The organism is Methylomagnum ishizawai (assembly GCF_900155475.1).
GTDB classification, from domain to species: domain Bacteria; phylum Pseudomonadota; class Gammaproteobacteria; order Methylococcales; family Methylococcaceae; genus Methylomagnum; species Methylomagnum ishizawai_A.
Genome location: NZ_FXAM01000001.1, coordinates 1,057,525 through 1,073,704, shown reverse-complemented (window position 1 = coordinate 1,073,704; position 16,180 = coordinate 1,057,525). Strand labels below are relative to the sequence as shown.

10 protein-coding genes are annotated in these 16,180 nt (G+C 61.0%); 3 read left to right on the top strand and 7 right to left on the bottom strand.

What is annotated here, in order from left to right; all coding sequences use genetic code 11:
* Nucleotides 1–250: 250 nt before the first annotated feature.
* A complete protein-coding gene (locus B9N93_RS24460) occupies nt 251–1,576 on the bottom strand; it encodes a hypothetical protein (RefSeq protein ID WP_125468841.1) in 1,326 nt (441 codons plus the stop codon).
* Nucleotides 1,577–1,879: 303 nt separating this feature from the next.
* Here B9N93_RS24460 and B9N93_RS04830 point away from each other — a divergent pair, with 303 nt between their 5' ends.
* The gene (locus tag B9N93_RS04830; RefSeq protein ID WP_085211394.1) at nt 1,880–3,679 is read left to right on the top strand and encodes an ABC transporter ATP-binding protein; all 1,800 of its coding nucleotides are present in this window, start codon (nt 1,880–1,882) and stop codon (nt 3,677–3,679) included.
* A gap of 35 nt (nt 3,680–3,714) precedes the next feature.
* Here the strand turns inward: B9N93_RS04830 and B9N93_RS04825 are convergent, their stop codons facing one another.
* Nucleotides 3,715–4,515 (bottom strand): DJ-1/PfpI family protein, encoded by an 801-nt coding sequence (locus B9N93_RS04825; protein ID WP_085211392.1) that lies wholly within the window; start codon nt 4,513–4,515, stop codon nt 3,715–3,717.
* Between the two features lie 246 nt (nt 4,516–4,761).
* Here B9N93_RS04825 and B9N93_RS04820 point away from each other — a divergent pair, with 246 nt between their 5' ends.
* A complete protein-coding gene (locus B9N93_RS04820; RefSeq protein WP_085211390.1) occupies nt 4,762–5,031 on the top strand; it encodes a hypothetical protein in 270 nt (89 codons plus the stop codon).
* A 173-nt stretch (nt 5,032–5,204) separates the two neighbouring features.
* Here the strand turns inward: B9N93_RS04820 and B9N93_RS04815 are convergent, their stop codons facing one another.
* Entirely contained in the window at nt 5,205–5,801 is a 597-nt protein-coding gene (locus B9N93_RS04815) for a transglycosylase SLT domain-containing protein (protein WP_085211388.1), read from the bottom strand.
* Nucleotides 5,802–5,926: 125 nt separating this feature from the next.
* Here B9N93_RS04815 and B9N93_RS04810 point away from each other — a divergent pair, with 125 nt between their 5' ends.
* Nucleotides 5,927–7,285 carry a GH1 family beta-glucosidase gene (locus B9N93_RS04810; protein WP_085211386.1) on the top strand — a complete coding sequence of 453 codons (1,359 nt, stop codon included), beginning with the start codon at nt 5,927–5,929 and terminating at the stop codon, nt 7,283–7,285.
* Here the strand turns inward: B9N93_RS04810 and B9N93_RS26200 are convergent.
* The 4 genes from B9N93_RS26200 to purL form a co-directional block, all read right to left on the bottom strand.
* A complete protein-coding gene (locus tag B9N93_RS26200; RefSeq protein WP_125468840.1) occupies nt 7,282–8,625 on the bottom strand; it encodes a peptidylprolyl isomerase in 1,344 nt (447 codons plus the stop codon). The two genes, B9N93_RS04810 and B9N93_RS26200, sit on opposite strands and share 4 nt — an antisense overlap.
* 138 nt (nt 8,626–8,763) lie before the next feature.
* Nucleotides 8,764–9,198 carry an Hsp20/alpha crystallin family protein gene (locus B9N93_RS04795; protein WP_439897114.1) on the bottom strand — a complete coding sequence of 145 codons (435 nt, stop codon included), beginning with the start codon at nt 9,196–9,198 and terminating at the stop codon, nt 8,764–8,766.
* A 261-nt stretch (nt 9,199–9,459) separates the two neighbouring features.
* Nucleotides 9,460–11,883 (bottom strand): EAL domain-containing protein, encoded by a 2,424-nt coding sequence (locus B9N93_RS04790; protein WP_176225126.1) that lies wholly within the window; start codon nt 11,881–11,883, stop codon nt 9,460–9,462.
* A 337-nt stretch (nt 11,884–12,220) separates the two neighbouring features.
* A complete protein-coding gene (gene purL / locus B9N93_RS04785) occupies nt 12,221–16,099 on the bottom strand; it encodes a phosphoribosylformylglycinamidine synthase (protein ID WP_085211378.1) in 3,879 nt (1,292 codons plus the stop codon).
* Between the last annotated feature and the right edge of the window lie 81 nt (nt 16,100–16,180).

The following is a 16,180-nucleotide window of genomic DNA, read 5'->3' as shown; positions in this document are numbered from 1 at the left end:
CATGAAAATCTCTTCAACATGTAGTTAGGCGTCACAAATATAGAAAATGCGATTCCGCCAAAATCAAATTTGACATTTATGTCATCCAACCGCCCGGGATGATACTAAAATATGTCAACCCATCAAGATTCCGCAACATCTTTATTACGAACTCTTCCATTTTTGTTTACTCCCTTCTACTGCTTTCGAAAGGCTTAACCCGCCTTGCGCTTTCTTCCCAAGGGCAGATATGCCACATAATGAATTTTAACTAAAAGCCCACTAACAAACCATATTTTTTAATTAAATTCTCCCATGTGGCAGAAATGACCTCTTGCGGATCATCAGGGATAAATATCCACACAAACAAGGTTTCCTCTTGATTGGCTTGGCCTGACAAGTTTCTCCCCGTCTTTGTGCAGGCCTCTGCTATTGAAAGATCAAAAACATCGCTTAAACGTGAAAAAAACACCCGTTTAGCTTCTGGTCGTCCCACTGTGTTTTTATAAAAAGCCGATGGAAACTTATGACACCGAAACAATGCAGGACGATCTCTATTTTTAGAGTACCTAATGGCCTGACCCGCCTGCTGAATATTCTTACAAAGAATAGCTTTATTATCATTAATACCACTAGGTTTTCTTGCAGCCTGCAAAATATCACCAACTTTTCTTCCCGTATCCTTTGAAGATGAATTAACTATACTACAAGTAATAACATTACCATCGCCATCATTTTTATTAGGTGCCCAATACTCTGGGATTCCAACCATAGATGAATCGACCGGTGGAGATGAAATACCATTCCCCTTAAATGTAGCCCGATCCACCCCTAAATCCAGCTTAAGCAAGTCACTCGCATATACCAAATATATATATCCCATCCTTGAAAAAATTAACGAATTATCAAAAACTCCATTTTTATCGTATTTAGGAATAGAAAATTCATTAGGAATAGGAGAACTATTTATCGATTCTTTGATTGCTATTCTTTTGCACTGACAGTTGTCTGGCAAATTACTTCTGCACTCTCCACAACGTTCCAGCGCATTTTTTGTTTCTATCTCCCAACCCACTAAATAATCCATTTTAATGATTTCTTTTAACTGATCTTTTTCCGCCCTTAAAGCGATTAAATTATTTTTTAAACTATTTATTTCTGCTTGAGCCGCAGATATATTACTTTTATCATTCCTCAAAACTCTAATTTCATCCTCCCTATCTATTAAAGCATTTTTTAGCGCCAATACAGACGCATCATGCTTATTAAGCTCCTCCCTTATTGTTTCCATCACCCCTTCCTGAAGGAAATGATTAACATGAGGAACCTCAATAAAAATACCTATCAACAGTACAACTATTAGCGCCTCGGTTATAAAACTCCAATGCGATCCATATTCCTCTAATTTCTTATGAATAAAAACAACCAAAGACAATACAATTATTGTAATAATAAATACATTAAAAACAAGCAAATAAATATAATTTGCTATATTATCTATATCTTGCTTAAAATGTTTATATATTCCACTAAAAAAATACAAAATAACAATTATAAAAGCCACTGAAAAAACCATCAAAGACTTTTGATTTTTCATTTAAAAAATGCCTCGCAGGGATTAACAATGAACGCGACCTTGAATCAGCTACGATATTTGACATGAAACAGATGGAAGTCTCTCAATTATTGCTATGTACATCAATAGTGTCAACTCTTTTCCATATAACCACAACTTAAATCCACAAAATCCATACGCCTCCACCATCAACGCCAACTCAAACGAACACATCTGACCCCCAGGAAATGCTGGATTTCCCGCACCCGGCCCGGCACCGCACGGAATCCACCGCCACCGCGCCACTATCATAGGCTTCCCCCACCCCCCGGAATCCAAACCCCCATGAGCCGCCGATCCACCCCGTTCCGCCGCGCCGCCGACGCCCCCGCCCTGCCCGCCGACACGGGCCGTTTCATCTTGTATTGCCTGCGGGATTTCCGTAAATGGCTGGTCCTGATGCTATTGCTCGAAGCCGGGCAGGCGGCGGGCAGCATCCTGGTGCCCTACGCCATCAAGCGCCTGATGGACGGCGTGGCGGCGGGCGGGGCGCTGGTGGAAACCTTGAAAGAACCCTTGCTACTGTTCGCGGCGCTGAACGTGGCGGAAATCCTGTTCAGCCGGGCCAGCGGCGCGGTGTTGGTCACGGTCGGGCCGCGCCTCCGCCAAAAGACCGCCCGCGACCTCTACGCCTATCTGCAACATCATTCGGCGCAGTATTTCAGCAATCATTTCGCCGGGGCTTTGGCCCACCGCATCAGCGAAACCGCCGTCAGCGTCAACCATACGCTGTGGGCCATCCTGTTCGATTTCTGGCCCATCGTCATCACCTTCGGCTGCACCTGCGGCCTGCTGTTCCGCGCCCATGAACAACTGGGACTGTTCGTAGCCGGTTGGATGGCGGTCTATGTGCTGATTTCGTACTGGCTCGCCACCCGTTGCCAGCCCTACGCCCAGGAATTCGCCGCCGTGCGCAGCCGGGTCAATGGCAAGATCGTGGACGCCGTGACCAACATCCTCAACACCAAGCAATTCGCCCGCCTGCGCCACGAGCGTGAACAACTGGACACCCAACTCGAAGCCGAGGTCCGGGCCGGCCGCCGGACCTTCTGGTACATGGAAAAAGTGCGCTGGTTCCAGTTCATCGCCGCCGCTATCCTCAAGCTAGGCACGGTGTATTACGCCCTGACCCTGTGGGAGGCCGGCAGCATCGGCGCGGGCGATTTCGCCATGAGCGCCAGCCTGGCCTTGCTCATCATCGGCGACGCCCGCAACCTGAGCCGCCGGTTCCTGGAATTCTTCGAGTACCTCGGCAATGTCGCCAATGGGGTGGACGCCCTGGTCCAGCCGCACGGGATCGTGGACGCGCCCGGCGCGGAGCCGCTCCGGGTCACACAAGGCCGGATCGAATTCCGCGAAGTGCGCTTCGGCTACCAGCCCGAGCGCCCGGTGTTCGACGGCTTGAATGTGGTGCTGGAACCGGGGCAACGGGTGGGCTTGGTGGGGTTTTCGGGCTCGGGCAAATCGACCTTCGTCAGCCTGATTTTGCGCAACTACGAGCCGCAGTCGGGGCAAATCCTGATCGACGGCCAGGATATCGCCCGCGCCACCCAAGATTCGCTCCACCGCCAAATCGGCCTGATCCCGCAAGACCCGACCTTGTTCCACCGCAGCCTCAGGGACAACATCGGCTATGGTCGCCCGGACGCGGCGGATGCGGATATCCGCGAAGCCGCCCGCATGGCCCATGCCGAGGGCTTCATCGAAGCCATCCCGGAGGGCTATGCCTCGGAAGTGGGCGAACGCGGGGTGAAGCTTTCGGGCGGACAACGCCAGCGCATCGCGATTGCTCGGGTGATGCTGAAGGATGCGCCGATCCTGATCCTGGACGAGGCCACGTCCAGCCTGGATTCGGTCACGGAACAAGCCATCCAGGACAACCTGGACCGGGCCATGGGCAAGAAGACGGTGATCGCCATCGCCCATCGGCTCTCGACCATCGCCCATCTCGACCGCATCCTGGTGTTCGACAAGGGCCGCATCGTCGAGGATGGCAGGCACGAGGAGTTATTGGCGCAGCGCGGGTTTTATCACCGGATGTGGGCCATGCAGGCGGGGGGCTTCCTGCCGGAAGACGGGGGATGAAGGTGGGCGGCGTCCATGCCGCCCCGTGTGGTGGTTCAAGGCGTGCCTTGGACGAAGGGCAGCAGGTAGTAATCGTACATATACTGCATGGCACCGAACACCTTGGGATTGGTCTTGCGGACCGAACCGCCCCGGATCGGCGGCTTGGGATCGTATTCGAGGTCAAGCATGATGGCCTGGGCGTAGGCGTTGTTCAAAGCGGTGCCGCCGAACAAATCGACCACGATGGCCAAAGCCATATCGATGCCGGCGCTGACGCCCGCCGAGGTCCAATATTTGCCATCCCGGACCCAGCGTTCCTGTTGGAAGCTGGCCCCGTATTTGGCGAGGACCTCCTGGGCGCGGTACCAATTGGAGGTGGCCTGCTTGCCTTGCAGCAAGCCCGCCGCCCCCAGCACCCAAGACCCGGTGCAGACGCTGGTGGTATAGACCGTGGTTTGGTCGATGCGCTTGATCCAATCCAGGACCGGCTGGTTCTGGGTTTGGGCGGCGGTTTCCAGCGCCCCGCCCGGAATCAGCAGGATATCCAGCGCGGCGACATGATCGATGGCTTTATCCACCTGGATTTTCAAACCATCGTTGGTGGTGATCGTACCCGCCTGCTGGGCGATCAAAAAGGTTTTGAGTCCGGCGGTTTTGAAAACCCGGTATGGACCCAGGGCGTCCATACTGTTCACGCCGTCGTAGACATAAATCCCGATACCATTTTGATTGACATTGGGATTCGGGGTGGAACCCATCAGGGTATAGAGGTATTGCTCGGGATCGTATTTGGCTTGGGCCAAGCCCGACAAAAGCGTCAAACAGGCCAAGAGGCATATTCTTATCGATAACATCCGTTATCTCCTAGGCGGGTGCGGTTGTTCAGGGTGGATCGGTGCGCCGGAACCATTCCGGCCCGCCCACGGGTGCAAGGCACGGGCCAAAACCGCCCAGGACCGACAAAGCGGCGGCGCTTCCCGGTGCGCCGCGATCCAATGGCGCGGTTTGTTCCGGTATATGGCGCATAAACCCACCCTATTCCACGGATACTGGCGCGACCGGACACCGGGATCGGGTTTTATCAAATTTGGAGGACAACGATGGGCAAGGTGGTGGAATTTCCCAAATCGGTCTGGACCCGCGAGCGCATCCTGCGCGACGAACTATACCGTTTACACGACGATAGGAATCCCCTGTATGTGCTGTGGAAGCTGTTCCGTTGGCAAGGGGCATTTTTCGACGGGGCGGCGGTACCGGACGAGTATGTGGCGGGGGCGCTGGCGATTTTGGAGCGCTATGGCGATTTGCGGGACCGGGAGGATTTCATGGAGATGGCGTTGGGGATGATGCCGGGGGATGGGGCGGAGTAGCAAAGAGAGGGCACGGGAAATCAACCCCGTTCCCTAAGCCAGCGCGGCGGCATCCACAGCCGCCATTCCACCCGCCCGGCTGCGATAGGGCGGTCGCACCCGGATTGGCGGTGGCGTCCGTCGCTTGCATCCGCCTATCAACCAGCGCAAACATCCCTCTGCCCCGCCCGCCTTCATTGCTCCACCAAATCCCGTTCCAATCCCACCCGGCACCCAGCCAATTGCCGCTGATACCGCCCCGCGTCCGCCGCCACCTTGCGGGCCACTTTCAGCAGCCAAACCTTGTTGGCATGGGTGCCGCGCTTATACCCGCCCTGCCCCTCGTGATAGGCCAGATATTGCCGATAGGCATCGTGCTTGGCGATGCCAAGCTGGGTGTGGCTTTGGTGGACATACCAACCGATGAAATCCACCACGTCGGCGAACTCGTCGCGGTCGGCATCGTCGTTGTGGGTTCGCGCTTGATACCAATCCCAGGTGTCGTCCTTGACTTGACCGTAGCCATAGGCCGAAGACAAGTGCCACAGCGGAATGAAGCCGAACAGCCGGTAGCGCGGCGGACGGGCGTCCTCGACAAAGCTGGACTCGCGGTTGATGATCGCCAACTGCACCGGGATGGGCACGCCCCAGCGCCGTTGGGCCTGCTTGGCTCCGGCATACCAATCCGTTTTCTCCCGGAAGATGGCGCAAAGGTCGGCGGGATTGCGGGGTGGATTCGCGGCGCAGGCGGCTAACACGGCGGCGATGAACAAGACCGGTGTCGGTTTCATGGGGAACAGGAAGGCTGGAAGCAGCGGGCCGCAGTATGGGACAAGCCAGATGGCTTTTCAAAAAACATCGACCGCACCGGACACCGCATAATATCCGCCCCTCCCCATTAGACCCCGACCCGCCCATGACCACGAAACCCAGCTTTCCCGCCGATTTTCTCTGGGGTGCCGCCACCTCCGCCTACCAGATCGAAGGCTCGCCCCTGGCCGATGGCGCGGGGGTCAGCAATTGGCACCGCTTCGCCCACCGGCCCGGCACCATCGCCCACGGCGACCATGGCGATACCGCTTGCGACCATTACCGGCGCTATGAGGAGGACATCCAACTCATGCGCGAACTGGGCCTGCAAGCCTACCGCTTCAGCATCGCCTGGCACCGCATCTTCCCGGAAGGCCGGGGCCGTTTGAATCCAAAAGGCTTGGATTTCTACCTCCGGTTGGCCGACGCCCTGAACAACGCCGGGATCGTGCCCTGCGCCACCTTGCACCATTGGGATTGGCCCGCCGCGCTGGACGACCAGGGCGGTTGGGCCCACCGCGATTCCGCACAATGGTTCGCCGATTACGCCCATACCCTGTTCCGCGCCCTGGACGGACGGGTGAAACACTGGGCCACGCTGAACGAACCCTGGGTCATCGTCCACGCCGGTTATATCGAAGGGGCGCATCCGCCGGGCGTGCCCGCCTTCGCCAAGGCTCCGCACGCCGCCCATAACCTCCTGCGCGGCCATGCCCTGGCGGTGCAGGCGTTCCGCGCCGACGGGGCCGGGCAAATCGGCTTGGTGGTCAACCTGGAACCCAAATTCGCCGCCAGCGCCAAACCGGAAGACCAAGCCGCCCTGGCCCGCAGCCACGCCTATATGAACCGCTGGTTCCTGGACCCGGTGTTCCTGGGCGGCTACCCGGAGGAAATGGCCGATATCTTCGGTGCGGACTGGCCGCGTTTCCCGGAGGAAGATTTCAAGCTGATCCGGGAGCCGTTCGATTTCCTGGGCATCAATTATTACAGCCGCACGGTGGTCCGCGACGAACCCGCGAACCTGCCGGTGCGCGATGCGCGGGTACGGCAGCGGGCCGAGCATACGGCGATGGATTGGGAGGTGTTCCCGGAAGGTTTAAAGACCTGCCTGACCTGGGTCAAACAGCGCTACACCACGCTGCCGCTGTATGTCACCGAGAACGGCGCGGCTTTCGCCGATCCGCCCGCCGTGGCGGGACGGGTAGCCGATCCGCGCCGGGTGGCGTATCTGCGTGACCATCTCCGCGCCGCCCACGCGGCGTTGGCGGAAGGGGTGGATTTGAAGGGCTATTTCGCCTGGTCGCTGCTGGATAATTTCGAGTGGGCGCATGGCTATGGCAAGCGCTTCGGGCTGGTGCGGGTCGATTATCCGACCGGCACCCGCACGCCCAAAGACAGCGCCCGCTTCTACCGGCGGGTGATCGAAAGCCGGGGCGCTGTCTTATGGGAAGCGGAGGAGGGTTAGGAAGCGGCGTCGTCCACCGCCGTGGCGTTCCGGGTCGGCGGCACGCCCACCTTGACCGCGCCAGTGCAGGTCTGGGTGCCATCGCTGGCCTGGAAACCCACCGTATACACCCGCCCATTCCCGGCCTTGCCATACTGCCGCTCGGCCCGCAGCAAAGCCGTCTTATGGTCGCGCTTGATCTTGAAATCGGGCTTGGTCGTATCCTTGCCCTTTTTGTTCTTCACCGGCTCGTCGGAGGTGATGCCGGTGATGGTGATGCTGACGGAACCCGCCCCGGTCACGTTCTGGACGCTGACAGGTTTGAACAGCTTATTGGGCGGCCATAGTTGGCTCGGCGCGGCATAGGCCGTGCCGCAATCGAGCGGATTGGAACCGCCGCCGCCCGACTGGACCACCGTCACCGCGACCGCGTCGGCGCTGCTGGTCTTGCCCTGGGCATTGGTCACCACCACTTGGAAGCCGAGGACGGTATCCTCGGTGACGGCGGGCGCGGTGAAGCGCGGCTGGGCGCTATCGGCCCCGCTCAATTCGACGGTCGGCCCCGCCGTTTGGACCCATTGATAGCTGGCGATGGCCATCCCGCCGGGATCGCTGGCCGAACCGCCCAGGGTCACAGCGGCATTTTCGGCGACCTTTTGGTCCGGCCCGGCGCTGGCGAAGGGTAGCGCCTCCGGCAACACCTCGGCGGATTCGATATAGACGGGCAGTTGCGCCGCCTCGTCGAACACGGGCATATCGTAGAGCAGGGAACCATTGCGGGAAACGGCATAGAGCGAATAGTTGGGATCGGTGGTGGCCGTGGCGTAGACCTCGTAAGCCCGGCGCAACTGGTGGTTCATCGCATCGACGGTTTCCGCCATGCCGCCGATGACCTCACCGAACACCGCGTAGCCATCTGGGCTTTGGGCCGAGCCATAATCCAAGAAGGCATTGTCCACGGTATTAATAAAGAACTGGGAGGTAGCCGAATTGGCGGCACTGCTCCTGGCCATGGCGATCGAACCCCGGATGTTCTTCAACCCATTGCTAGCCTCGTTGACGATGGAAGCGTGCAAGCCGGACTTGTATTTGTATGTCAAGGTCGATCCGGTGCGATCCTGGATCACCCCACCCCCCTGCGCCACGAAATCCAAGGGAACACGATGAAATATCGTGTCCTGATAAAACCCTTCCTTGAGATAGGCGAGGAAGTTCGCGACCGTGACCGGGGCTTTGTCAGGATCGAGCTGCAATTCAATCGCGCCATAGTTGGTGTGCAATTCCACGAAAGCGGGGGTGGCCTCCACCGTGGCTGCGGGCAATAGCAAAAACGCCAGCGCCCAGGAAAATACTTTGTTCATAGGGAATGTGGTATTTGGGGGTGATGGTTCCGGCCCGGCGGGCGCGGGTGATGTGATGTCGCGCTCATTGTATACACCCCATAAAAAATGGGCACCCGCAGGTGCCCATGGTGCCCATCCGGCGGACGAGCGGCGGAATCAACCCTCGCCGGTCACGTTGATCTTCTTGGGTTGCACGGCGGCTTTCTTGGGGATGGAAATCTCCAGGACGCCGTTGCTACAGCGGGCGGAAATGCCGTCGGAATCCGCCGTATCGGGCAGCGAGAAACGCCGGTAGAAGGTGCCGAACACCCGCTCCACCCGCTTGATGCCCTCGCGCTGGACCTTGGCCTCGGTGGAACGCTCGCCCTTGAGGGTGAGGATGCCGTTCTCCATGGTGATATCGATATGCTCGGGACTGACGCCGGGCAAATCGGCCCACAGCACATAGCGGTTCACTTCCTCCTTGATATCGACCGCCGGGGTCCATTCGGCGGTGGCGGCGGTATCGGTGCCGGCGCGGCTACCCTCGAAGCTGCGTTCGAGTTCGCGTTGCAGTTGATTCAACAGGCTCCAGGGTTCATAACGGGTCATGGCGATGCTCCATAGGATTCATGGTGGGGTGGATTCCGCTTTCCCCAGCGCCGGAAATACCCAGCCATCTGGGAATAGCGGCCCGCGCACATACTTCTGCAATACTGCGGAAGCCCACGCGGAAACAGTGCCGGTATACCCGAAAGCGCATCTTTTGCCGATCCCTAGGCCAGGGTATCGGAAATACCGGCGGATACACTTTCGTTGGTATCGCCGATATGGAGGTGGCCGTTATTTTTTCAAGGGGGAAAAGCTATCGATTTATCCGGCCAGGAAACCGGCGACGGCCTGGGTGGGCAAGGGTCGCGCGAACAGGAAGCCCTGTGCCGAATCGCAGCGCTGTTCGGCCAGGAAATGGCGCTGCCCTTCCTGTTCCACGCCGACGGCGGCGACCTTGAGCCGGAGGCTATGGGCCAGGGCGATCAAAGCGCGGGCCTGGGCGGCGTCCCGCTCATCGGACCGGGGATCGCCGATGGGGTCGAGTTTGAGCTTGGATACCGGCAGGCGCATCAGATGGGGCAACGCGGCATGGCGCATCCCGAACTGGTCGATGGCGAGTTCCACCCCCAGATCGGCCAGGGCGGCGAGTTGGGCCAGCCCCGGCTCGCCCTGGGCCATGATCTGGGACTCGGGGATTTCCAGGGCCAAACGCTTGGGCGACAGGCCGGAATGGCCCAGGGCGGAGCGCACCGCCCGCGCCAGGGTGCCGCGCTGGAGTTGGGCACCGCTCACGTTCACCGCGATCCTGCCGAAGTCCAGCCCTTGATCCAGCCAAGCCCTGGCCTGGACACAGGCCCGCCGCAACACCCAATCGCTCAGGATTTCCAACAGTCCCGCTTCGGTGGCGAGCGGCAGGAAGCGCTCCGGCAAAATCAAACCTTGCTCGGGATGCTGCCAACGCACCAAGGCTTCGAGGCCCGACACCCGCCCGCCCGCCAAGTCCACCTGCGGCTGGTAATACAGCACCAATTCGTCGCGCTCGATAGCCCGGCGCAACTGGCCCTCGACCATCTTGCGCTCGAACACCCGCGCCGAGACCTCGCCGTCGTGGTAGCGGAAGGTATTGCGCCCGTCGGCCTTGGCCCGGTACATGGCGCTATCGGCGCTCTTGAGCAAGGCATCGACGGTCCAGCCATCGCGGGGATAAAGGCCGATGCCGATACTGGCGGTCACGTTCAGGCTATGGCCTTCCGCCTGGAACGGTTGGGCCATGGCCTTGGCGATCTTCTCGGCCACGTTGGCGATGCCCGCCTCCTTGGCGAGTTCCTCCAACAGCACCACGAACTCGTCGCCGCCATAGCGGGCCACGGTGTCCTGCTCGCGCACCTGCTCGGTGAGCCGCACCGCCACCGCCTGCAACAGGCCATCGCCCACCGCATGGCCCAGGCTGTCGTTGATCTGTTTGAAATGATCCAGGTCCACGAACATGACGGCGACTTGCTGGCGCAGGCGCTTGGCCTGGATCAAGGCGTGGGCCAGCCGCGCCCGGAACAACAGCCGGTTGGGAAGGCCGGTCAGGGGATCGTGGTGGGCCAGGTATTCCAACCGTTCCAGGGATTGCTTGACCGGGGCCATGTCGGTGAGGGTACCGATGTAATTCAACACCTGGCCGCTCCCGTCCTTGACGGCGTTGATGACCAGCCAACGCGGGGATAACAGCCCCGTGCCGGTGCGGGTCCACACCTCGCCCAACCAGGTGCCGCCGCCGTCCAACCCGTCCCAAGCCTCCTTGAAAAAGGCCAAATCGCCCAACCCGGCTTGGGGACGCAGCAGGTTCTGGCCCAGCACCTCGGTCTCCGGGTGGTCGGTGATGCGGAGGAAGGCGGGATTGGCGGCGACGATGGTGCCCTCGGCATCGGTCACCACGATGCCGTCGGCGGCATGCTCGGCCACGGTGGCCCAAAGCCGGGCGCTGGGCGCGATGGGGTCGCCGTCGGCTTCCAACAAGATATTCAAGGCACCGACCAGCACCCCCGAACCATCCCGTAGCGGCGTGGGATAAGGCAGCACCGCCACCCGTCCACCATCGGGCCGCTCGATCACGATGCGCTGGCCGCGTACCGGGCGGAGTTCCCGCAGCGCCACGGCCATAGGGCAATGCGCATGCGGCAGGGGCGTGCCATTGGGCAGGGATAAGGCTAGGGAACCACACCAATGGTCGGCTCCGGGCCGGGGACGGCGGCCCCAGAGCGTGGCGGCGGCCTCGTTGTACAAGATCAAGCGGCCTTCGGCATCGGTGGCATAGGCCGCCATCGGCAGGGCTTCGACCAGTTCCCGCAGATAACGCCCCTCGGAACCCAGCGGATGGCCGACCGCCGCGCCTTCCCCCAGGCGGTGGATCAACTTGGCATAGCTGATGAGTTCGGCCTGCTTGACCGGTTCGACCAGATAGCCGTCGGCGGCGGAGACGGCGGCTCCGTCGTTGCGTTCGGAGAGATAGAGTATCCAGGGGGCGGCGGCATCGGTCCTGATCTGGCGGCAGATATCCTCGGGCCTGCCATCGCCGAAACGTCCGCCCAGCACCAGCAGGAACGGGCGGCGCTCGCGCACCGCTTGCACGGCCTCGCGGCAAGTGCCGGCCTCGATGACCGGGCAGCCCAGTTCGCTCAGGATTTTGCGGCGGAGATGACGCCGCCGTATGTTGCCATCCGCCATCAGCACGGCGCGGCTCGGGAAAATCGCCATCGGACTGTCCTTGTCGAATGAGGCTGGCATTGGGTGGGACCGACCCATCCGACCGGGGGAACGTGGGCGCTGGTTCGGCGGGTTATATTTAGTAAGCCTTTGTAGCATGGGGGCTTCGCGCCCCGCGAGACTGCAAAATTACCTAGGAGTCTGTCGGGCTTCCAAGCGCGAAGCGCTTGTACACGAATATTTGGCGACTCATCGAATTCGAATGATCGAAAATTCATGTAGAAGCGCCAAAATTGACCACAAAATGGTCAATTCGGTCTTTTTATCGGAAAGTCCGACAGACTCCTAGCCGACCCAAGCCGAACTTGGAGACACAGGCGGGCGGGGATTAGCCCACCCAAGCCCTAGCGTTGCGGAACATCCGCATCCATGGCCCATATTCGCCCCAATCGCCCGGATGCCAGGAGTTCTGCACCGTGCGGAAGCAGCGTTCGGGATGCGGCATCATGATGGTGAACCGCCCGTCGGTATTGGTCAGCCCGGTGATACCGAAGGGCGAGCCGTTGGGGTTGTACGGGAAGGCCTCGGTCGGCTGGCCGCGGTGATCGACATAGCACAGCGCCACCAGATTCTGGCTCAGCGCCTTGATCGGACTCTTGTAGAACTCCGCCCGCCCCTCGCCATGGGCCACCACCACCGGCATCTTGGAACCCACCATCCCGGCGAACAGGATCGAGGGCGATTCCCGCACCTCGACCAGGGACACCCGCGCCTCGAATTGCTCCGACTCGTTGCGCACGAAGCGCGGCCAATGCGCCGCTCCCGGAATCAGCTCGGCGAGGTGGGACATCATCTGACAGCCATTGCACACGCCCAGGCCGAAAGTATCGGGACGCTGGAAAAAGGCGTGGAACAGTTCGCGGGCCTCGGGATTGAGCAGGATGGACTTGGCCCAGCCGCCGCCCGCGCCCAGCACGTCGCCATAGGAAAAGCCGCCGCACGCCGCCAGCCCCACGAAACCCTCCAGCCCAACCCGGCCCGCGAGGATATCGCTCATATGCACATCGACCGCCGTGAACCCGGCCCGGTCGAACGCCGCCGCCATTTCCACATGGCCGTTGACGCCCTGTTCCCGGAGGATCGCGACCCTGGGCCTCCCTTTGGCCAAGAAGGGCGCAGCGATATCCTGCTGAACATCGAAGCCCAGTTGGGCCGACAGCCCCGGATCGCCCTCGTCGCGCACGGTCTCGAATTCCTGCCGGGCGCATTCGGGGTTGTCGCGCAAGGCCTGCATCCGGTAGCTGGTCTCGGACCAGATCGCTTGGAAATCGGCGCGGGTGCCCTCGATCAAAACCTCGTCGCCATGGCGGAAGACGATCCGCCCATCGCCCCTGGGAGCGCCCAGCCTATAGGTGCAAGCACCCAATCCAGCCCGGCCCAGCCGTTCCAGCACGATATCGAATTGATCTTCGCGCACTTGCAACACGGCCCCGAGTTCCTCGCAGAACAGCGCCGCCAGGGTATCGCCGCCCAGGCCGGCCAGATCGACATCGAGCCCGCAACGCGCCGCGAACGCCATTTCGCACAGGGTGGCGAACACGCCGCCATCGGAACGGTCGTGATAGGCCGACACCAGCCCATCGGCGTTCAAGCCCTGGATCGCGCCGAAGAACGCCTTGAACAACTCGGTATCGTCCAAATCCGGGGCGGCGTTGCCCAATTGTCCATAGACCTGGGCCAGGATCGAAGCGCCCAGCCGGTGGCGGCCCTGGCCCAGGTCGATGAGGACCAGGACGGTCGGGCCTTGATCCAGGCGCAATTGCGGGGTCAGCGTGGCGCGGATATCGGCCACCGGGGCGAAGGCGGAAATAATCAGCGACAAGGGCGCGGTCATGACGGTTTCCCGGCCATCCTGCTTCCACACGGTCTTCATCGACAAGGAATCCTTGCCCACCGGGATGGCGATCCCCAGGGCCGGGCATAGCTCCATGCCGATGGTCTTCACGGTGTCGTACAAGGCGGCATCTTCGTGGCCGTGACCCGCCGCCGCCATCCAGTTGGCGGAGAGCTTGATCTTCTTCAAGGACACGATGCGGGCGGCGGCGAGATTGGTCAGCGCCTCGCCCACCGCCATGCGTCCGGAGGCCGGGGCGTCGATCAAGGCCAGGGGCGCGCGCTCACCCATCGCCATGGCTTCGCCGGTATAGGCGTGAAAGCCGGTCGCGGTCACGGCCACGTCGGCGACCGCCACCTGCCACGGACCGACCCTCTGGTCGCGGGCCACCAAGCCGCCGACCGAGCGGTCGCCGATATGGATGAGGAAGCTCTTGTCCGCCACGCTTGGATGGCTCAGCACCCGGCGGGCGGCTTCGGCGTATTCGATGCCCGCGACCGACAACTGGGGTAACGCGAAGTCGCCGCGCTTGGCTTCCCGCCGCAGCTTGGGCGCCTTGCCGAACAGCAGGGACATGGGGATGTTCACCGGCTCGTTGCCGAACAGGCGGTCGGTCAGCACCAAGTGTTCCTCTTCGGTGGCTTGGCCGATCACGGCATAGGGGCAGCGCTCGCGCTCGCAGAAGGCCCGGAACCGCTCCACCGCCTCCGGCTTCAGGGCCAGCACATAGCGCTCCTGCGATTCGTTGCACCAGATTTGCATCGGAGTCATGCCGGGTTCGTCGTTGGGCACCTCGCGCAACTCGAAGCGGCCCCCGCGCCCGGCGTCGTGGATGATTTCCGGCACGGCGTTGGACAGCCCGCCCGCGCCCACGTCGTGGATCGACAGGATGGGATTGTCGCCGCCCAGGGCCACGCAGCGGTTGATGACTTCCTGGCAACGGCGCTGCATCTCGGGATTGCCGCGCTGCACCGAGGCGAAATCCAGGTCTTCGGCGCTCTCGCCCGCCGCCACCGACGAGGCCGCGCCACCACCCAGGCCGATCAGCATGGCGGGACCGCCCAATACCACGATGGGCGCGCCCGGCGGCAGCGCCGCCTTGGCGAGATGGCCGGGCCGGATATTGCCCATGCCGCCGGCGATCATGATCGGCTTGTGATAGCCCCGCAGCCCCGCCCCGTCCGCCGCGGGCTGCTCGAAGGTGCGGAAATAGCCGCACAGGTTGGGCCGGCCGAATTCGTTGTTGAAGGCCGCGCCGCCCAGGGGACCGTCGATCATGATATCGAGGGCCGAGGCGATGCGGCCCGGCTTGCCATGGTCCTGCTCCCAAGGCTGGACGAAGCCGGGAATCCTGAGGTTGGACACCGAGAACCCGGTCAAACCGGCCTTGGTGTGGGAACCGCGCCCGGTCGCGGCCTCGTCGCGGATTTCGCCGCCCGAGCCGGTTGCCGCGCCAGGGAACGGGGAAATGGCGGTCGGATGGTTGTGGGTTTCCACCTTCATCAGCAGATGGGCCGGTTCCTCCCGGTAGACATATTCCAAGCTATCGGGATCGCGCAGCAGCACCCGCGCCATCGAACCCTCGGCCACGGCGGCGTTATCCTTGTAGGCCGACAAGATACCGGAGGGCGATTTCTGGCTGGTATTGCGGATCATGCCGAACAGGGAACGGTCTTGCAGGTCCTCGTCGACGATCCAGGACGCATTGAAAATCTTGTGGCGGCAATGCTCGGAATTGGCTTGGGCGAACATCATCAATTCCACATCGCTGGGATTGCGGCCCAGGGCGGTGAAACTCTGTTCCAAATAGTCCAGTTCATCCTCCGACAAGGCCAGGCCGAGCTTGCCGTTGGCGGTCATCAAGGCCCACCGCCCCTGCTCCAACAGCGGGATGAATTCGACCGGGGCGGGACTGCGGTGGCGGAAGATCGAGGGCTCCTGGCCATGGCCCAAGACGCTCTCGGTCATGCGGTCGTGCAACAGGGCTTTCAGGAGGTCCAGCTTCTTGATGGGGATGCCGCCGCTGGCCTGGATGCGGTATTCGACGGCGCGTTCCAGCCGCAGCACGGCGTCGAGGCCACAGCGGCGGGCGATATCGGTGGCCTTGCTGGACCAGGGCGACACCGTGCCCAGCCGAGGCACCACCAGGAAATAGGCATCGGCGAAATCGCCCGGCCTGAATTCCGGCCCATAGTGCAGGACGCTTTCCAAGCCCTTGCGCTCGGCCTCGTCCAGGGCGTGGGAGACCTCGGCGAAATGGACATAGGCGGCGGTGAAATCGGACACATTGGGCACCACGGCCTGCATATCCGCGAGCAATTTGACGCGCCGAAACTCCGACAGCACAGCGGGACCGGGAAATCTGAGGATCATACTTAGACCTGCCAGATAGGATTGAGTCTGAGGAGAACCCGCGGGGCGCGGGTGGAACAGGGCAATGGTGGGCTGCCCGGC